Here is a 25,814-nt window from a genome sequence, read left to right on the forward strand (position 1 = left end):
GGTTGGGTTTATTGTGCCCAAAGAATCAATCCCAAATCATAAGGATTGCTAAGATATTCATGCTTAGGTAAAACCCTTAAAGACATTCCTTGCAAACCGCTAGAAGTGTAGGTAATCTTGCCAGTATAAATGCTAATTCCGTGAGAATCGGCACCTTGGTAATCCATTTCTGTTGGCATTCCGTTGACAATATCTCCATTAGCATTTAACAAACCAGTGTAAAGTTCTACACGCACATGATTAGAACTAATTCCGGCTAAATTAATTCTGGCTTTCACATGAACTGTTTGATTAATTTGTATTTGTTCTCCTTCTGATACATCTACACTTTCGATTTTCATGTTGTACCACTGGTCAAACATTTTGTTTTTCCAGTCAGCTAATTCTTTGGCAGGTTCGTAGTTTTCCGAAGTCATGGTAGAGTAGCGATCGCTAGCCAAGAAATAAGCCCTAGAAGCATACTCCCGCACCATTCTTGCCGTATTAAAATAAGGGCAATTGATGCGAATTGCATTTTTCATTTTGCTTACCCAACCGCGAGGAGTACCTTCAGCATCCCGACTATAAAATAGCGGTACTACCTCTTTTTCAATGCAATCATAAAGTGCATTTGCTTCCACTTCATCTTGATAATTTGGGTCATCATAATCTTCCCCGTGACCAATAGGCCAACCAGTGCGGACATAATCAGCTTCATCCCACCAACCGTCCAAAACACTGAGGTTTAAAAGACCATTCATCGAACCTTTCATGCCACTAGTACCAGAGGCTTCTCTCGGTCTTCTCGGAGTATTTAACCACACATCGCAACCTGCTATCATGTGTCGGGCAACATTCAAATCGTAATCAGGAATAAAAACCACATTACGACTCAAATTTTCTTCCCCAATTACATGATTAATTGCTTTAATTAACTCTTTACCCGGAATATCTTGAGGGTGTGCTTTTCCCGCAATCACAAATTGCAATCGTTGCGACTTATTTGCTAACATAATTCGCTTGATCCGTTCCAGATCTCGCATCCACAAAGTCGCCCGTTTATAAGTAGCAAATCGACGGGCAAATCCAATAGTTAAAACACTTGGATCGAGAACTTCTGCTGCTTGGGAAACTTGGTCTACTGAAGCACCTCTTTCCCGCAATTTCTTGACCAATCTTTCCCGAACAAATACGATTAATTCGGCGCGACAACGTTCATGATATCGCCATAATTCTTCATCCGGTATTGCTGCTACTTTCTCCCACAAAGGATCGCTGCTGGATGCCCTTTCCCAGCGTGGGCCTAAATAGCGATCGTACAAACCCTGCATTACCGGAGAAACACAACTCCGCGCATGAACACCATTAGTAATTGACGTAATTGGTACCTCATCCACAGGTAAACTAGGCCAAAGCCCATGAAACATTTCCCGTGAAACAGCACCATGCAATTTAGCAACACCATTCACAAAAGATGCCATTTTAATTGCCAAAATTGCCATACTAAATGGCGCACTTAAATCACCAGTATTTTCCCTTCCTAAAGCCAAAAATTCTTCTTTTTGTAAACCGAATATATCTGCATAGTAACCCAGGTAATAAAGGATTTTATCAGGAGGAAATAAATCAATTCCTGCTGGTACAGGAGTATGAGTCGTAAAAATACTACTCGCAGTAACCACCTGTTTTGCCTGGACAAAACTTAAACCTTGTTCTTGAATTAAAACCCGGATACGTTCCAAAGATAAAAAGGCAGAGTGACCCTCATTCTTATGGAAAGCAGTTGGTTTTAATCCCAAAGCCGTTAAAGCACGAACTCCACCAATTCCTAACATTATTTCTTGGTGAATCCGCATATCCATATCACCACCATATAATCTGTCAGTGATATCGTGATCGTATTTACTAGGATTAGCATCAATATTAGTATCCAGCAAATACAAAGGCACAGTTCCTATTTGTACTCGCCAAATTCGCGCATAAACTTTTCGCCCCGGATAATCTACTTCAATTTGGATTTCTGATCCATCTGGATGGCGTTCCAGATGTAAAGGCATATTGTAAAAATCATTGATTGGATAATGTTCGGTTTGCCAACCATCAGCATTAAGAAATTGGCTAAAATAACCTTCTTGATAAAGTAAACCTACCCCAACTAAAGGTAATCCTAAATCACTGGCAGATTTTAAATGATCTCCTGCTAAAACCCCTAAACCACCGGAATAAATGGGTAAGCAATCTGTTAACCCAAATTCCATAGAAAAGTAAGCGTAGCATTCGGTTTGGTTAGTAGGTAATGAGTGGTAGCCATGAGGTAAACCTTCTGAATCTTCCCCACTACTTGTTACTTTTGAATCAGTGCTTAATTTGCGGTTTTTGTGATACCAAGTTAATCGATGATGGTAATCTTCTAATTGTTGAGCCGCCCTTTCCATTTGGGCAATAAAGCCTTCGTCTTCTGCGACTTCTTGCAATCTGCTTTGGGAGATTGTCCCCAGCATTAAAACTGGGTTGTGGCGGCTAGATTCCCACAAGTCTCGGTCTAAACGACGAAATAAATCTTTAGCATCGACGTTCCAATCCCAGTGCAGGTTATAAGCTAACTGCCGCAAGGGTTCTAAGCGCGGCGGTAAGGAAGGTGTAACATTAAATGTCCGTATTGGCTGCATTTTGAGCAGAACCTCTATAGTCTCATTAAGGTTATTTTTACCTCAGTTCTGCGTAAAGTCACGATATCTTAACAGTTTCTTGGGAGATAGCATTTGTTTGAGGAACAGACTGAGCAATTTCCTGAGAAATTCTTCAGTGTAAGTACTGAAAAAAGACCTGCCACTATAGCAGCAAAACGAATTTACTTCAGAGAATAAAACTTTTATGAAGATTTGGTTTAGCGGAAAAGATTACTCTATTCATTCAGTCTAGAATCTTACATAATGGAACTAGTTAAACGATCGCATCTCTGAAAAGATAGATTTTCCCTGGTGTGGTTACAATTTTTAAACTTTTCCCTGGACGGCTGGCAAAAATAACAGTAAAGGGTGATGGGTCGATCGCAAACTTTGCTGAGCTTGAAAAAGTTGCAAAGTTTTACATTTTCTCAACATCTACTATTGACTTTGGCAAGAGTTAAAGTATTTGCGCTGTCCGAGTACAGCGCAGTGATTGTCATTTTTAATGTTCAAAATATAAAGGATTGAAGATGAAATTTAAGTTCTCTATTCCAGTTTTGGTTAGTAGCCTTGCTTTATCTAGTGCTGCTATGTTTCCTACTCAAGTGCAAGCGCAGCCAAATAACCAAACTACTGTCTTTCTTTGCCTAAGATCGGGTGGCCGATGGGTAACAGTTGCTCAAAGAGGAAACAGACCACCATCAGCGCCAATCATTACTTGGAAAACAGCTGTAGCAGAATATTCACAACAAGATCGCTGTGAGGCAGTTTCGGCTAGATTAACTAATGCTGTGGCTCAAAATGGTGGGCGTTTGTCTGGCTTATTACTGACTAGTGGGCGTGTAAATGGTCAGACTGTAATTTGTTTCGTCAATAATCAAGAACGTTGCCGGAATGATAACATTCTGTTTACTTTAGTTAACCCCAGAAATGCCAGAAATTCTGGTGATGTTCTCGCCAGATTACTGCGTTTTGGTAAATATGGTTCTGGGGCTTCTATTGATGAAGCTGGAGGGGCTACTGATAGTGGCGAAGGTGCTGTTGTCAGTTTAGAAGAAGCGGTAGATAATGCTTTTGCTGCTGGTACTACTGATGAGTCTGGAGGTGCTCAGCAAAATACGCCAATGCAAAACCCCAGCAATCAACCTGATTCTAACTCTAATACAACAGATGACGGGGGATTGTAATTTCAGAAATATTAGTTCCGATCGAGGTTTAACTAATATCGCAAGTTGCTAGTTATATCCCGTAGGGTGCGTCAGACCGATAAATTTAGCTATTTTAACCAAAATTCTGCTATCTGACGCACCCTACAGCCTCAAAATTAATAACTAGCAACTTGAGTTAATAGTTAATTGATAACGCGAACTTAGAAATATTCAAAAATTTCTAAGTTCGCACTCCAGATGATTTTTCCTAATGCTGGTGGAATCTAATTGTGGTATTACGAGTAGTTCTTCTTTGTTGTTTAGTAATTTTGGTTTTTGGTTTACGGGAGAATGTTTTTTCTCAGCCAAAATCTCAAGCTTTGACACCGATCTCTGAAGATGTATCGGTGTCAGTAATTGCTAAGCAAGTAACGGTGAGAATTTTTAACGATCGCATAGTGGGATCGGGAGTAATTGTAGAGCGACGGGGAAAAATTTACACTGTTTTAACTTGTGCTCATGTAGTGGCAGAAAGTCCCAATAATCGCTATTCTATTTTGACTCCTGATGGCAAAATTTATGAAGGTCGGCTGTTAAATTCTCAGCAATTCGGAAATACTGATTTAGCTTTGGTGCAATTCAATAGTGTGAGTAATTATCAGGTGGCAGCGATCGCAGATCCGCAAACTCTTACTATTGGCGATCCTGTGTATGCTGCGGGATTTCCTAATTGGCATTGGTCTAATTCTCAGACAATTGATTCCACTCGTGATTGGGGAGGAAAAGCTTTTCAATTAACTAGCGGTGAGGTAGCAATGTTACCAGAAAAATCTTTACAAGATGGCTATCAAATCGGTTATACCAACGAGATTGAGCAGGGAATGAGTGGTGGGCCAGTCTTAGATCGTTTCGGTCGATTGATTGGCATTAATGGACGGTTAAAATATCCCCCTCAAGGCATTAATGCTTTTATCTTTGCTGATGGTACTACTCCATCAGATGAACTTTTTAACCAAATGCAAAGCTTGAGTTGGGCAGTTCCAATTACCAAGTTTCACAAAGCACTTTGAAGGTGCAATTTATCACCCATCAAACTAATGATATTTTTACTTAAAGGTTAAGTTATGAGTCTGGGATTTTCTCGCTTTGATTTGCTTCCTGGCTTGTTAGCAACTACAGCCAGCGCCGCCGTAGTTTTGACAATTCAAACTACAGCTTTGGCTGCGAAAACGACTCAAGAAATTGGTCGCTTTGCTAAGTCAGTTACAGTACAAGTTAATCCAGCTACTCCCCAAAATGGCAGCGGTTCTGGTGTAATTGTTGCTAAGCAAGGTAATACTTATACAGTGTTAACTTGCGATCATGTCAGAAGTGCTACGGGGGGTAAGAATGGGGCGACTATTCGCACTTCCGATGGTAAAAGTTATCGGGTAACTGAGGAGAAATCTTTAGGAAGTAATGATTGGAAAAATCGTCCTACTGAGGTAGATTTGGCTTTGTTGACTTTTACTACTGATGGTCAAAGTAATTATGAAATTGCTACTTTGGCAAAAGCTGATGATGTGACGGAAGGGGCACAAATTTTTGTTTCTGGTTTTCCGGTGACAATGGTTACGGGAATGGGAAATCGGGATATGGTAGCAGGAGAAGAGCGAAATTTTGAGTTTTCGGCTGGTTTTGTTTCGAGCCGAACTAATAATCGTGCTAATGGTTATAATTTACGCTACACTGCTGTTACTCTCCCGGGTATGAGTGGGGGTCCGGTGTTTGATGTGGATGGTCGAGTTGTGGCGATTCATGGGCGATCGGACAGAGATCGAGTCGGGGTAAATGAAGCCCAAACTAGTGAAAGTGGTGAGATAAAGTATACAGGAACTTCTTTAGGACTTGATGCAAAAACGGGTTTTAATGGGGCGATTCCGATCGATTCTTTTTTAGCAATGCGATCGCAAATCAATCAAACTAATAATGTAGTTTTGGATAATTCTCGCAGCACAGATAATCCCCAACAAAGATTAAGTAATCCCCAGTCTGCTAATGATTATGTTGCTAGAGGTTCGATTCGTCAAGAACGTGGCGATCGACAAGGTGCAATGGCTGATTACGATCGCGCCGTTAGCTTAGGTTCTAATGATGCTATAACTTATTTTAATCGCGGTGTGGTTCGTTACAACCAAGGAGATTATCAAGGAGCTAATCAAGATTTTACCCAAGCGATCGCTCAATCTCCTAATTATGCTTCCGCTTATTTTAACCGAGGTTTAGCTCGCCAACTTTTGAAAGATTATCAGGGAATGTTGGCAGATTACGAGAAAGTGTTGAGTTTAGATAATACAGATCCCGCTGCTTTTAATAATCGAGCAGTTGCTAAGTCGGCTTTGGGCGATCGACCAGGTGCGATCGCAGATTTAACCGCTGCTCTCCGCTTGGGGCCGAATTTAATTACAGTTTACACTAACCGTGCTAGTCTGCGTCGTCGCGAGGGCGATCGTCAAGGAGCGATTCAAGACTTAAACGAAGTTATCCGCATCAATTCCCGCGAAGCTTCTGCTTACTATAACCGGGGTGTGATTAAAAATGAAGTGGACGATCGATCCGGTGCTCTGCAAGATTTACAAACAGCCGCTAGTCTCTTCCAACAACAAGGCGACCAGAACAATTATCAACGGGTACAGCAAAAAATCCAAAGCATTCAAGCAATGCCCATAACTCCCAATTATCCCCAATCTGTACCTTCTCAGCCTAGTGCTGACTCCAATCAGTTTAACCAAAACCCGCCCGCAACTCAAGAAACTGAAGACTCTGACGGCTATTAACAGAAGGTAGAATACTCTAAGGGCAGAGGGTACAGGGGGTAGAGGGGCAAAAAAACTCAAAACTCTGTAAGGGCGGGTTTTGTTGTCAACTTTTCTGCTGTCACCAGGGAATTTTCTGCTAAACCCGCCCCTACAACTCAAAACTCCTCCTTGTCCCCTTGTCTCCCCATCTCCCCATCTCCCTAAAAAATTTTAGACCACCCGGTAAGGGGTGGTCATAGAGCTTCCGTATAGGGCTTTCGGTATAAAATGGAGCTGAGCCGAATCGAACGGCTGTCCAAACCGGGTATTTACCTCCCGCTCCTTCACAGGTTTAGCCTATCTCATCCTCAAGGCGGGAATCGTCCATTATCCCGGACGATAGGATTCTCTGGTGAGTTCTTTGCTAGTAAGCCTACCAGAGACAACTTACTAACGCATCCGTTGGGGTTGTTTCTGTATTCCTTAACGGAGTCGGTTTACAGATGCTCGTAACCTGTTTTAGAGATTATTAAGCAACAGCAACTGTTGCGCGAGCAAAAGGAACGATGTTATTTTTCGCCTTTACTTTTTTTTGAGCCCGGTATTAGCGAGAGAAGACTCACTCTCGACCTGTATCACGAGACAATGTTCGCCGACCTGTCGAAACCATTACAGCCCCATGTCTCACACTTTTTATTATAGTGTTTTTCTCAGTGCTGTGTGTAAAAAATCTATAAAGATTTTTCAATTATCTAGTAAAGTTAGGTAGCGGCTGTTGTCATCTGGGTATTAACCGAAAGTTCTTTTAGGGCGATCGCACCTTCTCCGTATTACTACCTAGAAAAACATACCTTTAGCGCATTTGTCGGGAAATCATTTTTTCCAACTCCGCCTGAGTCTGATGTAACAGTTGTTCTCGGCTGTCTGCGGCTTGAGTTAGAGTTGGAACTAAGTTGCGTGCTTGTAAAGCCATGTGAAGCTGAAGATGGGCTACATACTCGCTAAAATCTTCACGAACTGTATTGTGGTGGGATTCAAGGGATTGCAAGTTCAAAGTGTTCTCCATACTTTAATCTCAGCTTTCTCGGTGTTGGTTGTCAACATGAATGAAGGTATCACGACGGTTTTGCGATCGGTAACTTCTGTAATGAACTTTAACGTTTCTCTGGCTCAATTGTTGAGAAACATCAAATTTGCCGGGTGGTTGTTTAAACTTCTTTGCACTTCTAAGGATGAGATTCTATGAAACTTGACTGGGAATTTGGTTTACTTTCCCAAGAAGAGGACGCTAAACAACTAGCAGCTATTCTTGGTCAATGCTTTGCTTTTGCAGATACGGAAAGATACTTTCGTCGCTTAGGTTTAGAGAACTTCCGGGTAGTCAGGGAAGGGGGAAGAATAGTTGGTGGTTTGGCTATCTACCAAATGGGACAATGGTTTGGGGGGAAAAGCGTACCAATGGCGGGACTAGCAGCGGTGGGAGTACCACCAGAACAGCGGGGAACGGGGGTAGCTTTTGAGTTGCTATCCCAAACGCTGCGGGAACTCCAGGAACGGGAAGTACCGATTTCCGGGCTTTATCCAGCGACCCAAAGATTGTATCGCAAAGTGGGTTATGAACAGGGGGGAAATTTTGCTCGGCTGGAGATTCCCACTCATAGTATAGGATTGAGCGATCGCACTCTCCCCATTCAACCAGTAACTTCGATTAATTCCGCCATTTTTTCTGACATTTATTGTCAATCAGCTATTAAAATAAATGGCAATCTCGATCGGAACCAAGCAATTTGGGAGACAATTATCCAGCCGCGAGAACAGGAAGTAACTTATGCTTACTTAGTTGGTGCTCTAAGCCAACCAGAAGGCTATATTATTTTCCATCAGAACGGCAAAGAATCCCAATTACTCATTTTAGATTGGGTAGCTTTGACCACCGCAGCGGCGAAACGTTTGTGGACATTTATCGCCGATCATCGTTCGCAAATTGAAACAGCTACTTGGCGTGGTTCAACTGTTCACCCACTACTATTATTTTTACCCGAACAAACAGCGAAGGTAAAAAATTCAACGATCTGGATGTTGCGAATAGTTAACGTAGCGAAAGCACTTTCAGAACGTGGTTATCCAAAAGGGGTAGAAGCTGAGTTACACTTAGCAGTTCAAGATGATTTGTTGACCGATAATAACGGGAATTTTATTCTCAGGGTGTCTGGTGGAAGTGGCGAAGTAACGAGAGGAGGGAAAGGTGAGTTACGGTTAAATATCCGTGGACTTTCACCGCTTTACACGGGACTTTATACACCCCACCAATTACAATTTAGTGGTTTTTTAGAAGCTACCGATCGAGTTATTGCTACTGCCACAGAAATTTTTGCTGGTTCTGTACCTTGGATGGCAGATTTCTTTTAATGATTTAGTTTTTATGTATTTTATTTAATAGTTTGCTGTCGCCAGTCTTGGGAAATGATTTTATTTGCTGGAGATCCTCACGGTGATTTTGAACCAATTATTCGGGGTGTAAAAACTTACTCTCCCCAAGCTGTTGTGTTATTAGGTGATTGTGATTTAGAACGATCGCTTGATGAAGAACTTGGGGAAATTCTCGATCGAACCGAAGTTTGGTTTATTCCAGGTAATCATGATGGCGATCAAGACAATTGGTATGATAACTTGTTTGGGTCGAAATTGAGCGATCGCAACTTACATGGCAGAGTAGTAGAAATTGATGGTAGAAGAATAGCAGGACTAGGCGGAGTTTTCCGCGAAAAAATTTGGCGACCGCCTACAAAACCTAGATTTCCCACTCGCCAAGACTTACTTCGTACTTGTGGTAAAGGACAACGCTGGCGTGATAGCATTCCTCGCAAACATCACGTCACAATTTTCTGGCAAGATTATGCTGCACTTTGGAAACAAAAAGCAGACATTTTAGTTACCCACGAAGCGCCATCTTCCCATCGTTTCGGATTTAAAGAATTAGACGAATTAGCTTTAGCACTTGGCGCAAATATAATGTTTCATGGTCATCACCACGAACATTATAGTAGAACAATTTGCCGAGGTAAAATAGCAGTGCATGGAGTCGGTAAATGTGGCATTTCTGATGAAAATGGTCAGGTATTAATTCTAGGAAAAGAACATTACCAGCCTCGTCTAAAATCATCAGCCACTTAAATCGGGATTTATTGATTTACATGACTTTTCCAGCAAATTTTATTTAAATGTTACTTGGCGATAAAATTCTGCGAGTGCTGTTATAGGTGTTTGGTCGTTGTAAAGAGATATTTGGTAATGTTTAATTTGCTCTACAATGTTTTTTCTCCATTCGGGTTGACAGCCTAATTTTACAGCTATTTGGATATATTCGGCAGGTGTTTTGGCAATTGTTTCGGTAATCCCCAATATTTTTAAGATACCGGAAGTTTGGCGCGATCGCATTAATTCACCTAAACAAGTAACTATGGGTAAGTTGGCAGAAATACTCTCTAATGTAGTGAGAAACCCAGTAAATCCTATAGTATCTAAGGCAATATCAGCTAATAAGTTAAGTTGGCGGTAATCTTGTTGATTTTGTCTGGGTAAAATCACACAATAATCTTCAATATTTAACCCAAACTTAGTAAATGCTTGTTGAATGCGTTGGCGAAATTGCTCGGTAATTTCATCTATTGGGTGAGCAATAAAAACAAATTGAGATTTGGGGACATTTTGGGCGATAGTCGGAAAAATATAATCATATTGCGGTAAGTATTTAAAAAGAGATTGACAAGATAAATAAACAACTGAATTTTCCCGCAATTGAAAATCAGCGCGAGTCTTTGTTAGTGGATAAATTAGTGGTTTACTGTAGGAAATGCCAATATTAGGTAAGCGAATTAATTGCTCGGAATAATGCTCTTGAGCATTTTCTGGTTCTAGCAAATCTCCTGATAAATAATAATCAACTGTGGGCAATCCTGTAGTTACTGGATGTCCCCATGCTGCACATTGAATAGGCGCTAGTCGCAACGCTGCAAGCTGCGTCATTTTCGGTGTCATCCCAATATCTAAAAATACGAGAATATCTAATTTATTTGCAACTATTTGTTGACAAGTAGCTTCTAAGTTATAGGGAATATGATAAAAGTAATTACTATATTTTTGAAACTCTTCGGTAATTCGATCTATTTGATTATTTATGTAGTAACAATAAATTTCAAAATCCGGGTTTTGCCAATGTTTTATCCAACCAAGAAAGACCATACCAACGGTATGCCAATGAAAGCTATCAGAAATATATCCAACGCGAATTTTGCTAGCTTTTTCTATTGGGTTAATTTGTACCCATTGGGGATAGTTTGCTGACATTACTTGATGGACAAAACTACCATAGAGTTTTTGCAACTCTAAATCGTTATAACCTTGATATTGTAAATAAAAGTTAGTTCGCCAGCTAATAGCTTTTAAAGCGTTTTCTTTAGCTTCATTAGTTACTAAATTTGTTGATTGAATTAGCTCTGATAAAGTTTCGCTAAATCTTTGTCTGTAAAGCTCGACTTCTGGCCGATCTTTATAGAGAATAGGTAAGATTCGTGCATTTTCTAACTTTAATCTTAAATCATCAGGAAACAACTTTAAAGCATCATTGATTACTTGAATGGCTTTCTGAGTTTGCCCACATTCTTGTAAAGCAAGGGATAAGTGTAAATAAAGATCGGTTTCTCCTGTTTCAGCGTTGAGGAAATTCTGAAAATGGGTAATTGCTTGGGGATATTCTCCCTGATAGTAAGCTGCATAACCAAAGTAGAAAGATGCTATTGCTGATTCATTCTTAGTAGTAAAAGCGATGCCTAAATTATTGAGAATTACAGAGTCATAAGGTTTGATTTGTAAAGATGTTTGATAAGCGTTAATTGCTCTTTCAATCTGCTGCTGCATCATCAACAAATCACCTAAATATAAATAAGTCAGGTAATCATTCCTGTTTAGCTCTATTGCTTGCAGATAAATAGTCTCAGCTTGCACAAAATCACGTATTTCCGCCAGCAGTCTACCTAAAACATGATAAACTTCAATCCACTGAGGAGAAAGTTCTAAAACCTTTTGAAAAGCTGTAATTGCTTCCGCAAGATAACCAATTTTTTCTAAGACTAAACCTAAACTGTAATGTAAGTTAGAATTAACAGAATCGATACTTAAAGCCTGAGAGATAATTTCGAGTGCATCTTGATATTTTTCTTGGTAAAAATACACCATTCCCAAACCATGTAAAGCTTCCGAACAATCGTTATTTATTTGTAAAATCTCCTGATATTTTTTTGCTGCTTCCAACCAATAACCAGCAGTGTGAAATTCTAAAGCTTCACTCCATAAGACATCTATAATACTGTCAACTTCTCCTTCTCTTCCCTCTGTGTCCTCTGCGCCTCTGCGGTTCATAAAAAATCAACTTTCATCAACACCAATAGTACTAGCTATTTTTTCACGTCGAGTTGCTAAATTTCGCTGATATAACTTCATTAATGGTGTAGCAGTAACGCCATGCAAAATTACAGAAACTACGACAGTTATATAAGTAATCCAGGCAATTTGTTCGCCTAAATCATTCTTTAAACCTTCACCTAAAGCATAGCATAAATAATACAATGAACCAACGCCACGAATACCAAACCAACCAAATAAGTAACGGGTAATTTGTGGATAACCACTTTTTATTGTACTAATCCAAGCTCCTATAGGTCTAATTAAAAAAATTAACAGTGTTGCTACTAATAATCCTTGTCTAAGGAATTGGAGCATTTGAGGAAATCTTAAGAGGGAACCAAGTAATAAAATAGTGCCAACTTCCATGAGTTTTTCTATGCGTTCTGTAAATTCTAGTTGAGACAGATGTTTTTCGTTATCATGATAGCTACGTTGGGCAATAATTCCGGCAACAAACACGGCTAAAAATCCATATCCGTTGACAATTTCTGTTAATGAATAGGTGATTAAAATGATGCTAAGTGCGACAAAATCTTCCATTAATTCATCAACTCGACGGCGGTTTTGTAGCCTTTTATCAATCCAAACTATTGCTTTGGCGACTAAAACACCCATAATAATACCCGCAGCAATTGCCCATATTAAATCAACTACTACCCACTGTTTAAACCAGTTGTTCCAATTAGTATCTTTTAAAGCGTGAATGCCAAAATAGACGAAGGGAAAGGCTAAAGCATCATTTAAGCCGCCTTCTGAGGTTAAACCAAAACGTAATTCTTCTCTATCTTCTAGGTCGGAAATCTGGACTTCTGAGGCTAAAACTGGGTCAGTTGGTGCTAAAATTGCGCCTAATAAAATGGCTGGACCCCAGTCTATTTCTAGGATAAAATGGGCGACAAATGCGATCGCAAAAATACAAATCGGCATTAAAAACCCAATCAGCCGAATTGTAGAACTCCATGCCACAGGATTTAAGGGACGATTCATTTTTAATCCACAACTGAATAGGGAAACAATGACGACAAATTCTGTCAATCTTTCCAAAAATTCGGCGTTAGGACGTAATTGAACTAAATTTACGCCGTAAGGTCCAAGAAATACACCAAAAATTAAGTATATTAGGGCGAAAGAAAGGGGTAATCTGGTAATCCAGCCTGAGCATAAAGTGACAATTAGTAATAGTAAACCAATAACTAATAGGTCAAGAATGTAGATATCTACCATAGCGATCGCAAATATAATTAGAGCAGCTTCTTGACTTTACAAGGCTATGCTTGGCTCTCTAAATCACCTTTGGGAAGATTTTTTAGTGATACTTCGCTATCTCTATCTAATGGGTGAAATTGGGGAAGTGCGATCGCTTTTTCTGCAATTATTTTGGTTGATTGGGATTTTCCACAAACTTACCAGTCTTATCAATATATCCTGATTTATCACCGAGTCTGACTTCTGCTAACCCTCCAGAAAAACTCGCAGCAACGTCAAACTGTGGAGGGATGACAAATTTTCCAGTTCGATCTATATAACCATTTTTATTATTAATAGATACTCTAGCTAACCCTTCCGAAAATGGATCGGCACAGCCAAACTGTGGCGCAATTACAATTTTGCCTTTTCTATCCATATAACCATATTTGCCACTATTTGGAATATTGGGATTTTCATCAATTATTACTTGCACTAATCCCTCAGAAAAAGTAAAAGCATGAGCTAAATTGATGGGGATTACTACTTTCCCAGTGCGATCGACATACCCATATTTTCTAGTAGGTTCTTTGCTATTAGCTGAGTGACTATGTGAAGCAGTTTTTCCGTCTAATCCTACTAATCCTAATCCTTCAGAAAAGTGTTTTGCTTCATCAAATTGCGGGGGGACTACTACATTTCCAGTTCGATCGATATAACCCCATTTATCATTAACTTTTACTGCTGCTAATCCTTCAGAAAATTCTAAGGCATCATCAAATTTTACGGGAATAACTAATTTACCTGTTTCGGCTACATAGCCGTATTTGTTGTTAATTCTTACCATGCCTAAGCCATCAGAAAACTTTCTGGCTTCATCAAATTGAGGAGGAATAACTATTTTGCCAGTGCGATCGGCATAACCATATTTTTCATTTTCTTGGATAGGAACTAAAGCACTATTATTTTGATTATTGCTGTTTCGATCGGTGGGAACTACTGAGGGGTTTGGTTTAGATTCGTGGGTTGTATTATGAGTATCCGAAGCTTTTGCTACTGGTAATTTATAGCTAATGATGCTGAAGCAAGCCGCTAAAAGAGTTAATAGAAAGATTTTATTTAAATTTGACTTCATTTCTCATACACCTAATTATTTTTCTGATTATAGTTTAGCCGATCGCAAATGTTTGTCAATAAATTAATATTAATATTCAGGTACTTAACTACACTAAAAAAAGCGGTACGAATAGCCGCTTTTTTAGTGTATTTTCAGTAATAAAAGTAACAGCTTATTCGGTAGGATTCCAAACAAAGTTTCCGGTTTTATCGATATAACCCCACTTTGAGCCAATTTGGACGGCTGCTAATCCTTGTAAAAAATTGTGCGAGTCTTCAAACTGTGGCGAAACAACTATTTCTCCTACTTTATTGACATAACCCCACTTATCACCAACTTTTACTTCTGCCATGCCTTCGGAGAAGTTTTCCGCATCATCAAACTGGGGTGAAATAATCATTTGTCCGGTATTATCAATAAAGCCCATTTTCCCGTCAGTCATTATTCCTGCTAGTCCTTCAGAAAAATCATCAGCGTCCTCAAATTGTGGGGAAACAACTGTTTTTCCTGTATTATCAATATAACCAAACTTGCCGCCAATTTTTACTTTTGCCATGCCTTCTGAAAAGTCAAAAGCTTCATCAAATTGAGCAGTAATTACTACTTTACCTGTTTGGTCAATATAGCCATATTTGCCATTACTTTTAACAGGAAATAGTTTATTAGTTATTTGATTTTGCTGAGTTACAGCTGTTGATGCTTGGGTTTGTTCGACAGGGCGGCAGGATACTAAACCCAAAATAGTTAAGCAAACAAAAACGGGAATAGCTTGGTGAATTTTTCTCATAGATGTACTGAGTTTTTTGGCAACAATTCTCTTCACTTAAGTTTTTGTTGCCATTTTGTTCTTTATGTTTATACCACAATTAGTTAGTTGGTTGCCAAACAAATTTGCCTGTTCGATCGATATAACCGATTTTACCATCATTGCCGATCGCTGTTGCCAGTCCGTCAGAAAAACCATCTACTTCATCAAATTGAGGTTTGATTACCATTTTCCCGGTTTTATCAATAAATCCCCACTTGTTACCGATTTTAACTGTTGCCAATCCTTCAGAAAAAACGTTAACCTCATCGAATTGCGGTTTAATAGCTAAAAAGCCTTTTCTATTAGTAAATCCCCATTTACTCCCCATTTTGGCTGGTGCTAATCCTTCCGAAAATATGCTAGTTTCATCAAATATAGGCTTAATTACTATTTTTCCTTTTCGGTCAAGGAATGCCCATTTATTGCCAATTTTAACTGAAGTTAAACCTTCAGAAAAAACACTATTATCGTCAAAAATGATTTTAACTGCTACTTTTCCAGTTTTATCTATATGACCCCATTTTTTCCCACTTTTGACTGCTGCTAGTCCTTCAGAAAAAAGAGTGACTTCATCATAAACAGGCTTAATTACTGCTTGTCCTTTGGGATTAATATAACCCCATTTGTTGCCAATTTTGACAGCAGCTAATCCCTCAGAAAAGTCTTCTACTTCAGCAAATTGAGGTTTGATGGCGATTTTTCCGGTTTGATTAATATAACCCCATTTATCGCCAATTTTTACAGCGGCTAATTTTTCAGAAAAAACACTCGCTTCCTCAAATTGTGGTTGAATTACTATTTTTCCCATCGGGTTAATATAACCCCATTTGGAGTTTAAACTGACTGGTGCTAAACCTTCTGAAAAGCCGAAAGCTAACTCATATTGAGGTTGAATAAAAAGTTTTCCGGTGCGATCGATAAAGCCTTCTTTACCATTTTTAGTAATGGGGAAAAGTTGGCTGGGAGGTTTTTGAGTTTGCTTTGGCTGTGGCGTAGAACTAGCTGCTTGTGCTTGCTGTTCAGTAGTGCTTAATTCTTCAGGTTGAGTTTTTTGCGTACAGGCTATTAAACCCAAAAAGGCAAAACAAAGCAAAATAAAAACTGATTGGTTGATTTTGTTCATGTTTAGGAAAAGTGCGCTGCTGAGAAATGGTTTATGGTGCAAAACTTGTGTGGCTTTACATATTACCGGAAAGCCGATCGGGAAAAAAGCGGAATCACTAAACTCTACTCTGGATTTTGCCGAATAATTTTTATTTGCTTAGGAAAAATCTTCTGCTTGTCTATTAATCATCATGGAAGAAGCTTTCCAGAGGTAAGTGTTTTTACTATAGGCGATCGCTTCCTTTCCATGTTAATACCGTAAAAGCTGTTAAATGTCAATCAAAATGTTATTGAAAAAGCGATCGCACAGTAATTTAGACTACAAAATAATTTTACTAACAAAGACTAGAAAAGCTTTAATTTACGAAGTCGTGAGAAGATTTGCAGAGGTGACAGGGGCATTAGAATGCTTTTGGAGGATTAGCGATCGATCTTTTTCAGGATATGTGGCAGAAGTCTGGTTTAACGAGTTGCAAATAGCCGGAGAATTTGCGCGGGTGTGTAGCGATCGAACAGGTGTAAATTGTAAGCTACGAGTAACTTCCGAAGGCCCAGCTAAATTTTACGTCACTGTACCTTGTTTGTAAAGATGGTACAGTTAGATTTTTGTTCCGAATATTTTCGGATTTTTAGCAATTGAACTTCTGGCAAAAGCCGATTTTAGCTGCGGTTTAAAAGCTAAAAAGGACAACTTTTACCAGAAGTTTACTACCTGACAAGTTATACGTCGATTTTCACACCGCGAATTGCATAATCTAACAATTCGATCGGGTGCATAAGCGGAATTTCCTTCCCTTGAATTTGCAAATGTTTATTAATTTGCAAACTACAACCAGGGTTAGCCGAAGCAATTAAACGTGCCCCAGTATTTAACAAATTAGTAACCTTTTGTTGTCCCAATTCTTCCGCCACTTCTGGTTGCAGCATATTATAAACACCTGCGCTACCACAACATAAAGCAGCATCAATTGGTTCCCGCAATTTCACCCCTGGAATTTGCTTTAACAATTGACGAGGTTGCATACTAATTTTTTGTCCATGTAATAAGTGACAAGCATCCTGATAAACCATCGTTAATTCATTTTCACTTATTGGCGAAAGTGGTGCAGTTAAACCCACTTCTGCTAAAAATTCTTGGGCATCTTTCACTTTGGCTGCAAATGCTTTCGCCTTTTCCCGATAGTTAGGATCGTCAGCCAAAATATGACCGTATTCTTTCAAAGTGTGTCCACAACCAGCAGCATTAATAATGATATAATCAACGCCACTTTCAGCAAAACTATCGATCATTTGTCGCGCCAAAGTTTGGGCTTGTTCCCTTTGTCCTTGGTGTTCCGGTAAAGCAGCGCAACAACCTTGAGATTTCGGAATTACCACCTCACAACCATTAGCAGTTAAAACCCTTACAGTTGCTTCATTTACCTTAGAAAAGAAAAGCCGTTGTACACAACCCAAAATCACCCCTACCCGATATCTTTTTTGCCCTTTTGCTGGGATAACTTCCGGTAAAGTATTCACAAAAGACTTAACAGTGACATCGGGTAAAAGAGACTCCATCGCACCCAAGCGGGGAGAGATTTTACTGAGTAATCCAGTAGCCCGAAAAAACTTAGGAAATCCCAACTTTTGATATACTAACAAAGGTGCTAAAAACAGCCGCAACCTTTGGGGATAAGGAAACAAATTAAAAATCAGTTTTCGATACAAATTATCCGGCAAACTGCGGGAATAATTTCTTTCTACTTGGGGACGAGTTGCCGCAATTAACTTGTCGTATTGTACCCCGGAAGGACAAGTAGTAACACAAGCCAAACAACCCAAACAACTATCAAAATGTTGCACCGTTCCTTCAGCAAGTGGCGCTTCACCTTCATTAATTGCATCCATTAAATAAATGCGTCCTCTCGGAGAATCCATCTCCTTACCAATCACCCGATAACTCGGACAAGTAGAAAGACAAAAACCACAATGTACACAAGTATCAATTAACTTTGGATTAGGCGGATTCTGCGGATCGAATCCCTGCAAATCCTCATTATTTGTAACTACTTTCTCAGAAATCTGCATCTTCTCTTCCTTCGCGCTCTTCGCGTCTAAAACGCTAGCGCGTTTCGCTGCGCTAACGCGGTTCAATTAAAACTAAATTCCTGCCACAAACCGATGAGGACTAAAAATATTATCAGGATCGAACTGCTGCTTAATTTTCCGCATTACATCCAAAGCATTGCCACTATAACCCCAAATATCTAGCTGTTTTTTCCAAGGCAAAGGTGCTTCTAAAACCGTGAGATAACCGTTGTTTGATTGACAAAAATTTCGCATTTTTAAAATTGTTTCCGATGACAACTTGGAGCTATCAAACTTTAACAAGCCTACCCCACTACTAGCATGAATTAAACCCATACTTTCCGGGGCAAGATTATCCAGTTGAGTCAGGGTGTTGATAGCCTTGGTAGGTAATACTCCTATTTTGCAGGCGATCGCCAATTCCATGTCAACTTCCCACATAGAATTTTGTAATCGTTGCCATAGATTTATTTCATCATTATCCGAGAAAACCCTACCTTGTAAACCTAACTTTTCCCCCACTTCTAACAGTCGGTTGGATTGTTCTTTCACACTTTCGCTAACACTTTGGAAGCGAGTAATTAAACCGATTCCTTTACCCAATTCTAAACGATTTACTAATGCGGTGGATAATAGATCGATCGCGATCGGAGTTAAAGCCGAAGCTAGTAAAATTTTATTAGCTTCAGCAATAGAATCTGCTGCCCCAATTAACGCGACAGTTTGGGAAGCTTCCGACATTGGGTAAAGTCGAAAAGTGACCTGACTAATAATTCCCAGAGTGCCAAAAGAACCAGTAAACAACTTCATTAAATCGTATCCGGCAACATTTTTGACTACTCTACCGCCAGCTTTAGCTATTTTGCCATCATAACGAACAAAAGAAATTCCTAATAGCATATCTCGCACGCCGCCGAAACGTTGACGCAAGGAACCAGCATCAGCTGTAGCGACAATGCCGCCGATCGTTGCTGTTTGGTGATACGCTGGATCTAAAGCGAGAAATTGTTTTTCTTTGCCAACAAGTTCTTGAATATCAGCAAATTTTGTCCCCGCTTCTACGGTTAAGGTTAAATCACCAACTGCGTGTTCTACAATCCGATTTAGGCGTTGAGTGCTAATAATTAAATCGATATTTTTGGTTAATCCGCCCCAAGTAAGTTTGCTATTATTCCCGCAAGTTAAAACCCGCCAGCGATTTTTATGCACACAGGTGATAATTTCGCCTAGTTCCTCTTGCGTATTGGGATAAATAATGCAACTAGGATTAGTATTTTCGGTGACGTTTAGTATGGTTTTTTGTTGAGTTGCTTCTAGTTCTTCCCAGCTACAAATTGCGCTTGGGTTAAGGATAGATGTTAGTTGTTGTGCGATCGAACTTTGTGCTATCAAGGATCGAATCCCCTTTAGAAAAATGGTGGTAAATTTTCCTACTCTACTAATTCTCCTTGATTATGGACTCGAAATAGCCATTCTGATAATGTTTAATTTTTCCTTAGCCTGTTCCTCCCTCCTATTCCAGCTTTTCGCCCTTGTTCAGCAATCTCCTCTCATCTCTTCCTCCCTGTTCTCTGTGCCTCTGCGGTTTCAATTAAAGAACATTTTGCCAACTACTTCGTCTATACCTCAAACAATAGAGGAAATCTCATGGATAACAATACCCGCAAAAAACTAATTCTTGCACCCAAAATCGCCTTTATTTGCCTTTCAGTAATTCTGCCATTAATTGGCAATGTCAAAGCACAAAATACCATCAACAGTGAAGTTATTTCCCAAGTAGAAAAACTCAGAAATACAGACAAAACGAAACGCTTAGAAACTGTCAGAGAATTGCGAAAAATGGGTGCTTCTGTAATTCCTGTACTCACCGCAGCATTACAAGACAAAGAACAACAAATGCGCGGTGGTGCAGCTTTCGCATTAGGTGCAATTGGCGCAGAAGCAAGAACCGCAATTCCCCAATTAATTGTTATGTTAAAAGATGAAGATGAACAGGTAAGATTAGATGCTACTGTTGCCTTAAGAAGAATTGGTTCGCCTGCGGTTTCTGCACTTACTGAAGCATTAAAAAGTGAGAACACTCTAGTTCGGAGAAGTGCGAGTTTTGCTTTAGCGGGAATTGGTGCGGAAGCTAAACAAACTATTCCCATACTAATAGAAATGCTTGCGGATAATGACGAACAAGTGCGCTTAAATTCTAGCGTAGCTTTAAGGGGAATTGGTGCAACAGCTACTCCAGCACTTAGGGAAGCATTACAGCATAAAAATCCTTTAATTCGTAAAGGTGCAGCTGTAGCTTTAGGACAAATCAACACAGAAATTTCTCAGATTCAGAATCAACAAAATCAACGCGATAATTTGCGTCCCAACCCTTGTGTAACTCGTCCGAATATCTGCGCTCCTCGTCCGAATATCTGTACTCAAAGACCAAATATATGTGCGCCTCGTCCGAATATTTGCGTTCCTCGTACTAATCCTACTCCTACTCCTACTCCTAGTCCTGTTCCTCGCCAAATTCCGTGAACTAAAAATTCAGTTCTTGCCCGATTGTTTAATGGTGCGTTATTAACGCACCCCTACGTATTAACTATTAGCTTTGTTGTCTAGTAGTTTAGTTAAATATGTTTCTAATTCTGGGGAAAGTTCTACTGGTAAATTGCCGGAACGGAGATGTAGTTCTTGTCGGGGGTAGGGAACTTCTATGTTCCGTTCTCGGAAAATTTCGTCAATGCGAAAGTAGATATCGCTTTTAATTAAAAATTGTCTTTTCGGTTCGGTTATCCAAGCAATTAAATCTAAGTTCAAATAGTTTTCGGCATAACTTTTGAAAAGGACGTTTGGCGGTGGATCGCTGACTATTTCAGGATGGTCTTTAGCGGCATCAAGTAGGGCTTGACGCACTGTTTTTAAGTCAGCATGGTAGGCAATTCTCACAGGTAATTTAATTAAAGCAATTGGGCTTCCATGACTCCAATTTATTACTTCTTTTTCCAGGAAATGGGAATTAGGAACAATAATGGAAAGTCTTTCTAAGGTGCGAATTTCAGTGCTTCTGACGCTAATTCGTTCGACTGTTCCCATAAATTCTCCGACGTTAATGAAGTCTCCGACTTGAATAGGTCGTTCAAAAATTATTACTAAACCGCTGACAAATTCTCTGGCTATTCCTTGTAAGCCTAAACCAATACCAACGCCTAAAACTCCGGCGAAAATTGTTAAGGAGCCAAGGTCTAATCCCCAAAGTTGCAGCAATAATATTGTGCCAATAAAAACTAAAGTGTAATTGGCAATTGTGGCGATCGTCTCTTGATCTCCTTGGGTCATTCCGGTAACATGGAGGATACGCGATCGCAACAAATTTCGTACCACTTTAGTCAACGACAAAAGACCCAAAAATAACCCGACGAGAATCGCAATTTGAATAACTGAAAAAGAGTTATTCCCTAAATTAACGATCGGTTCCGCCAAAGAGTAAACTATAAAATTAGATATTCTTTGACTCCATACTCTTGTGGGCGGAAACAAATTAGCAATATAGAGCAAAGTAGATAACCAAATTCCTAGCCGCAATAACCCTAAAACTAGTTTTGCTAACAAATGAACTTTCGGCGGTGCAGCAGTTTCCCTCACTCTCTCTGGGGCAGGAAGTAACGGAATTAACCAATTTTTCCAGAACCAATTTAACAACCAAGTAACAAATATTGCTACCAAAACACATCCCAAAGAAACCAAAGCTGCATAACGATTATATCCCGGTCTTCTTTCTTTCTGTGCTTGGTTAATCGCCGCTTGTAAAATTTTTTGCCAGCGTTCAGCTTGCTCCTCTTTAGTAACTCCAACTGGGACATCTTTATCCGTAACTGTGACTAAATTAGCACCATTCACCTGAATAACAGGAAAGTTATTTATTCTCTCTACACCAACCTCCACTGGGTTGCTTGATGCCACAGCTTGATTTAGGATTTGATTAGCATTATTAGCTCGTTGTTGTGCATCAAACTCATTTAATTGGCTAAGCTTAAATAACTCTCGTCCATCAAGAGTAACAGGAGCAGTAGCATTTTGTTGTGCTAGAACAGGCATTACAGACAAAACACAACCCAAAATAAAACTGAGGGTAATTATCTTCAGAGATCTAATTTTTCTCAAGCCAAAACGAATCAACCAACTCATAACGATAAAACTTGTCCAAATGTTCATTTAGGGAGCATAACAATTTATGTCATACGATTACGATCTTTTTGTCATTGGTGCTGGTTCTGGAGGACTAGCAGCTTCCAAACGTGCAGCTAGCTACGGCGCAAAAGTCGCCATAGCTGAACGAGATCTCGTTGGTGGTACCTGCGTTATTCGCGGTTGTGTACCTAAAAAACTCATGGTTTACGCCTCCAAATTTGCTCACTATTATGAAGATGCAGTTGGTTATGGTTGGAGTGAAGTTCAACCTAGTTTTGATTGGCAAAAGCTGGTTACTAGGGTAGATAATGAAGTTAAAAGATTGAGTAAACTACATATTAGTTTACTAGAAAAAGCTGGAGTGGAATTAATTCCCGGAGATGCCAGTTTATTAGATCCTCACACCATCAAAGTAGGCGATCGCAAAGTAACAGCTGATAAAATTTTAATTGCTGTGGGTGGAGAAGCAATCAAACCTGATATTCCGGGAGCCAAAGAATACACCATTACCTCTCGCGAAATCTTTCTTTTACCAGAACAACCAAAGCGTTTTGCTGCTATTGGCGCAGGTTACATTGCTGTAGAATTTTCCTGTATTATGAATGCACTCGGTAGCGAAGTCACTCAGTTTATTCGTGGCGATCGCTTTTTAAGAGGTTTCGATGAAGAAATCCGCAGTAATGTTCAGGATGCCATGATTCAACATGGGATTAATGTTGTCCCCAATAGCTATGTGCCCAAAATCGAAAAAGTATCAGACGGTTTAGAAGTAACCTATTTGGACAAAGAAAAAAATACGGAATCGAAAATCATTGTAGATGCAGTACTATTTGCCATTGGTCGCGCTCCTAATTTAGCATTTCTCGGTTTAGAAAATACTAATGTGGAAATTGTCCAATGTGAAGATAATCAAAGCTTACCCAATTTGCATGGTTATACAACCAATTGTGCCATCAAAGTTGACGAATATAGCCGCACTACAGAAGCAAACATTTTTGCAGTGGGAGATTGCACCAACCGGATTAATTTAACCCCAGTTGCTATTAATGAAGGTAGAGCTTTTGCTGATACGGAATTTGGCGATAATCCGCGAGTTTTTAGCCATGAAACTGTAGCATCTGCCGTGTTTTCTCAACCAGAAGCCGCTACAGTTGGCTTAAATGAATCGGAAGCTAAAGAAAAGTACGGCGATGCAATCAAAATTTATCGAGCTAGGTTCCGTCCCATGTACCATAGCTTTACTGGAAAAGATGAAAAAGTTCTGGTTAAATTAGTAGTTGATAGCAACACTGACAAAGTTTTAGGTGCTCATATAGTTGGGGAAAATGCCGCTGAAATTATTCAAGGTGTGGCGATCGCACTCAAAATGGGAGCAACCAAAAAAGACTTCGATGCTACTGTAGGAATACACCCTTCCACAGCGGAAGAATTTGTGACCCTGCGCTAGCTATTTTTGGTAAAATCAATAAGCATTTAATGTAGAGGTATTTCACAAAATGTCTCTACATTTGCTTTTTCTCGTTAGTTAATCCCCCATCCCACTCCCCAACTTTGAACCTCGATCGCGTTTCCTCAGTCTAAACTGAATATATAACAGCGGGTGAGGGAGAAACCATTGGTGTATCTTGTGCCAGGTGTAGGTGTGCCAACTGAAGACATATCCGACTCGGACTTAGCAGAAAAGTGCTTGCAAGGCGATCGACAAAGCTTTCGCCAACTTTATCGACGCTATCAGCAGCGAGTCAGATCCACACTGTACCAACTTTGCGGAACATCCGCGCTCGATGACTTAGTGCAAGAAGTGTTCCTGCGAGCGTGGAAAGGTTTGCCGCAACTACGTCAAACAGCGCAATTTTCTACCTGGCTGTATCGAATTACCTGGAATGTAGCTTGCGATCAGCGACGGCAATTTGCTCAACAACGCAATTTTAATAACAAATTAGAAAACCAAGACCCAAAACAATCGCCAGCGCCCGACTTGATGCAATTACATTATCAGGATTTAGTTAAACGCGCACTAGAACAGTTAAGTTTAGAACATCGGGCTGTAATTGTTTTGCATGACTTAGAAGAAGTTCCGCAAAAAGAAGTGGCTGAAATCTTGGGTATTCCGGTGGGAACAGTTAAATCTCGCCTCTTTCATGCCCGTGCTGCTATGCGGCAATTTCTCCAAAAACAAGGAGTTCAGCTATGAGTAAGTTACCTAATGATGACCAAAATTTAGTAGAGTTTTTAAGGCAAAATCGCCCCGAAATTCCCCCTACCAACCCGGAATTGGAAGAAAAACTTTTTCAAGCGATCGCATCTTCTCCCCACCCACAACTGCACGATCGTTCCTCGAATAATTCATCTCGGTTTCGTAAATTATGGTTAGTTCCTCCCGCTATAGCTGCTAGTTTAGCTTTAGCATGGACTGGTAATTTATGGCGAGAAAATTACTTGTTGACTAAATCTATTACTAATAATGATTCTCTCATCCAATCTGCTACTCCTAACCTAAATACAACTTCTGCATCTTCTAATCTTCAGGCTAAAAATTACAATTATTACTTTGAGAGAAATGAGAGTATAAATTATCAAGAACTCGTCAAGATAGAGAATTTTTTAGAAAATAACTGGAATGGAGTTGTTAATAATATTCCCCCAGAAATCTCAGTAGAAACTATCCAAAAAGAGTACTTTGATTTGGCTGAAGCTAAAGCTTATTCTGCAACTAGAAGCACAAAATTAGTTACTAGAAGGAGATAGAAAATCATGTTACTCAGCCGTGCGTCTGTGATTACGTTTTTAACTTTATCGATTAGCGCAGTTGCCATTGCTAGTCCTAAACCTTGGCTTTCTCAAACTACTTCCCAAAATTCTAATGTAGATAATAACCGTTCTAATCAAGATGTTCCTAAATGGATTCAAAGAGTCAATCTCACTGCATCACAAACTCAACGAATGCAGACAATTAGTAATAAGTACAGAGGCGAAATTTCCGCATCATCAAAAGCTTTGCGCCAAGCTCAATTTGAATTAGGTCAAATGCTTGGAGGTGACGCTAATATAGATAGCTTACGGCAAAAACATCGCCAAGTCGAAGCCTTGAAACAAAAAGTAGGAAGTTTGCGCTTTGAAAGCCTTTTAGAAATGCGGGAAGTTTTGACTACCGAACAACGTCGTCAGGTAGCACAAAATTTACAAAATAGAGTCAAAAGGCGCAAATATCGGGATTCTCACTTTTCAGAAATGCAGCCACCACAAAGATAAGCTATTGTTTTTGGTTCGTTGTGAGGACTTCAGTCCTTTGATTTAGGTCTGTACGACTAAAGTCGCTAC

At 39.7% G+C, this 25,814-nt stretch carries 23 protein-coding genes and 1 other RNA gene; 13 read left to right on the forward strand and 11 right to left on the reverse strand.

Translation table 11 applies throughout. The features are described 5' to 3' along the window. Positions 1–8 precede the first annotated feature (8 nt). On the reverse strand, positions 9–2,648 hold the full coding sequence (gene glgP, locus ACE1B6_RS03845) for an alpha-glucan family phosphorylase (protein ID WP_413255914.1): 2,640 nt from the start codon (positions 2,646–2,648) through the stop codon (positions 9–11). Between the two features lie 530 nt (positions 2,649–3,178). Here glgP and ACE1B6_RS03850 point away from each other — a divergent pair. The 3 genes from ACE1B6_RS03850 (at position 3,179) to ACE1B6_RS03860 (ending at position 6,612) form a co-directional block, all read left to right on the forward strand. Next, complete coding sequence (locus ACE1B6_RS03850) at positions 3,179–3,835, forward strand: COP23 domain-containing protein (RefSeq protein ID WP_413255915.1); 657 nt, start codon at positions 3,179–3,181, stop codon at positions 3,833–3,835. A 251-nt stretch (positions 3,836–4,086) separates the two neighbouring features. Beyond that, entirely contained in the window at positions 4,087–4,866 is a 780-nt protein-coding gene (locus tag ACE1B6_RS03855; RefSeq protein ID WP_413255916.1) for a S1 family peptidase, read from the forward strand. 54 nt (positions 4,867–4,920) lie between these two features. Further along, a complete protein-coding gene (locus ACE1B6_RS03860; RefSeq protein WP_413255917.1) occupies positions 4,921–6,612 on the forward strand; it encodes a tetratricopeptide repeat-containing S1 family peptidase in 1,692 nt (563 codons plus the stop codon). 247 nt (positions 6,613–6,859) lie between these two features. Here ACE1B6_RS03860 and ssrA read toward each other — a convergent pair. Further along, positions 6,860–7,252: a transfer-messenger RNA gene (gene ssrA / locus ACE1B6_RS03865) on the reverse strand. A 174-nt stretch (positions 7,253–7,426) separates the two neighbouring features. Continuing rightward, positions 7,427–7,639, reverse strand: coding sequence for a hypothetical protein (locus tag ACE1B6_RS03870; protein ID WP_413255918.1), 213 nt, complete (start codon positions 7,637–7,639; stop codon positions 7,427–7,429). Between the two features lie 36 nt (positions 7,640–7,675). On the opposite strand from ACE1B6_RS03870, the gene ACE1B6_RS03875 reads away from it, so the two are divergent. Genes ACE1B6_RS03875 through ACE1B6_RS03885 form a run of 3 tightly spaced genes read left to right on the forward strand, consistent with a single transcriptional unit; the run spans position 7,676 to position 9,747 of the window. Next, positions 7,676–7,819 (forward strand): hypothetical protein, encoded by a 144-nt coding sequence (locus ACE1B6_RS03875; protein ID WP_413255919.1) that lies wholly within the window; start codon positions 7,676–7,678, stop codon positions 7,817–7,819. Beyond that, complete coding sequence (locus ACE1B6_RS03880) at positions 7,816–8,982, forward strand: GNAT family N-acetyltransferase (protein ID WP_413255920.1); 1,167 nt, start codon at positions 7,816–7,818, stop codon at positions 8,980–8,982. Before ACE1B6_RS03875 ends, ACE1B6_RS03880 begins: the two co-directional genes overlap by 4 nt. Before the next feature lie 54 nt (positions 8,983–9,036). Then, a complete protein-coding gene (locus ACE1B6_RS03885; RefSeq protein ID WP_413255921.1) occupies positions 9,037–9,747 on the forward strand; it encodes a metallophosphoesterase family protein in 711 nt (236 codons plus the stop codon). Positions 9,748–9,786: 39 nt separating this feature from the next. Here ACE1B6_RS03885 and ACE1B6_RS03890 read toward each other — a convergent pair whose 3' ends face one another. The 5 genes from ACE1B6_RS03890 to ACE1B6_RS03910 all read right to left on the reverse strand — a co-directional run bounded on the left by ACE1B6_RS03890 (position 9,787) and on the right by ACE1B6_RS03910 (position 16,269). Continuing rightward, positions 9,787–11,991, reverse strand: a complete 2,205-nt coding sequence (locus tag ACE1B6_RS03890) for an O-linked N-acetylglucosamine transferase, SPINDLY family protein (RefSeq protein WP_413255922.1) — start codon at positions 11,989–11,991, stop codon at positions 9,787–9,789. 6 nt (positions 11,992–11,997) lie between these two features. Next, on the reverse strand, positions 11,998–13,260 hold the full coding sequence (locus tag ACE1B6_RS03895; RefSeq protein WP_413255923.1) for a cation:proton antiporter: 1,263 nt from the start codon (positions 13,258–13,260) through the stop codon (positions 11,998–12,000). A gap of 148 nt (positions 13,261–13,408) precedes the next feature. Beyond that, complete coding sequence (locus ACE1B6_RS03900) at positions 13,409–14,356, reverse strand: WG repeat-containing protein (protein WP_413255924.1); 948 nt, start codon at positions 14,354–14,356, stop codon at positions 13,409–13,411. Positions 14,357–14,510: 154 nt separating this feature from the next. Next, complete coding sequence (locus ACE1B6_RS03905) at positions 14,511–15,125, reverse strand: WG repeat-containing protein (protein ID WP_413255925.1); 615 nt, start codon at positions 15,123–15,125, stop codon at positions 14,511–14,513. Between the two features lie 79 nt (positions 15,126–15,204). Next, complete coding sequence (locus ACE1B6_RS03910; RefSeq protein ID WP_413255926.1) at positions 15,205–16,269, reverse strand: WG repeat-containing protein; 1,065 nt, start codon at positions 16,267–16,269, stop codon at positions 15,205–15,207. Between ACE1B6_RS03910 and ACE1B6_RS03915 the strand changes: the two genes are divergently transcribed. After that, positions 16,268–16,396 (forward strand): hypothetical protein, encoded by a 129-nt coding sequence (locus tag ACE1B6_RS03915; RefSeq protein ID WP_413255927.1) that lies wholly within the window; start codon positions 16,268–16,270, stop codon positions 16,394–16,396. The two genes, ACE1B6_RS03910 and ACE1B6_RS03915, sit on opposite strands and share 2 nt — an antisense overlap. A gap of 126 nt (positions 16,397–16,522) precedes the next feature. After that, complete coding sequence (locus ACE1B6_RS03920) at positions 16,523–16,837, forward strand: hypothetical protein (RefSeq protein ID WP_413255928.1); 315 nt, start codon at positions 16,523–16,525, stop codon at positions 16,835–16,837. 133 nt (positions 16,838–16,970) lie between these two features. Here ACE1B6_RS03920 and ACE1B6_RS03925 read toward each other — a convergent pair whose 3' ends face one another. Continuing rightward, the gene (locus tag ACE1B6_RS03925) at positions 16,971–18,317 is read right to left on the reverse strand and encodes a (Fe-S)-binding protein (RefSeq protein ID WP_413255929.1); all 1,347 of its coding nucleotides are present in this window, start codon (positions 18,315–18,317) and stop codon (positions 16,971–16,973) included. A 72-nt stretch (positions 18,318–18,389) separates the two neighbouring features. Beyond that, a complete protein-coding gene (locus ACE1B6_RS03930; protein ID WP_413255930.1) occupies positions 18,390–19,709 on the reverse strand; it encodes an FAD-binding oxidoreductase in 1,320 nt (439 codons plus the stop codon). A 255-nt stretch (positions 19,710–19,964) separates the two neighbouring features. On the opposite strand from ACE1B6_RS03930, the gene ACE1B6_RS03935 reads away from it, so the two are divergent. After that, entirely contained in the window at positions 19,965–20,840 is an 876-nt protein-coding gene (locus ACE1B6_RS03935) for a HEAT repeat domain-containing protein (RefSeq protein ID WP_413255931.1), read from the forward strand. 60 nt (positions 20,841–20,900) lie between these two features. Here ACE1B6_RS03935 and ACE1B6_RS03940 read toward each other — a convergent pair whose 3' ends face one another. Beyond that, a complete protein-coding gene (locus ACE1B6_RS03940; protein ID WP_413255932.1) occupies positions 20,901–22,490 on the reverse strand; it encodes a mechanosensitive ion channel family protein in 1,590 nt (529 codons plus the stop codon). A gap of 46 nt (positions 22,491–22,536) precedes the next feature. On the opposite strand from ACE1B6_RS03940, the gene gor reads away from it, so the two are divergent. From gor to ACE1B6_RS03960, 4 genes are all read left to right on the forward strand, one after another. Continuing rightward, positions 22,537–23,940 carry a glutathione-disulfide reductase gene (gor, locus tag ACE1B6_RS03945; RefSeq protein WP_413255933.1) on the forward strand — a complete coding sequence of 468 codons (1,404 nt, stop codon included), beginning with the start codon at positions 22,537–22,539 and terminating at the stop codon, positions 23,938–23,940. A gap of 171 nt (positions 23,941–24,111) precedes the next feature. Continuing rightward, on the forward strand, positions 24,112–24,687 hold the full coding sequence (locus ACE1B6_RS03950; RefSeq protein WP_459562968.1) for a sigma-70 family RNA polymerase sigma factor: 576 nt from the start codon (positions 24,112–24,114) through the stop codon (positions 24,685–24,687). Then, positions 24,684–25,241 (forward strand): hypothetical protein, encoded by a 558-nt coding sequence (locus ACE1B6_RS03955; RefSeq protein ID WP_413255935.1) that lies wholly within the window; start codon positions 24,684–24,686, stop codon positions 25,239–25,241. Before ACE1B6_RS03950 ends, ACE1B6_RS03955 begins: the two co-directional genes overlap by 4 nt. Positions 25,242–25,247: 6 nt before the next feature. Then, positions 25,248–25,745 carry a Spy/CpxP family protein refolding chaperone gene (locus ACE1B6_RS03960; protein WP_413255936.1) on the forward strand — a complete coding sequence of 166 codons (498 nt, stop codon included), beginning with the start codon at positions 25,248–25,250 and terminating at the stop codon, positions 25,743–25,745. Positions 25,746–25,814 lie beyond the last annotated feature (69 nt).

The sequence above is a fragment of the Floridaenema fluviatile BLCC-F154 genome (assembly GCF_041929135.1).
Lineage (GTDB): Bacteria > Cyanobacteriota > Cyanobacteriia > Cyanobacteriales > Aerosakkonemataceae > Floridanema > Floridanema fluviatile.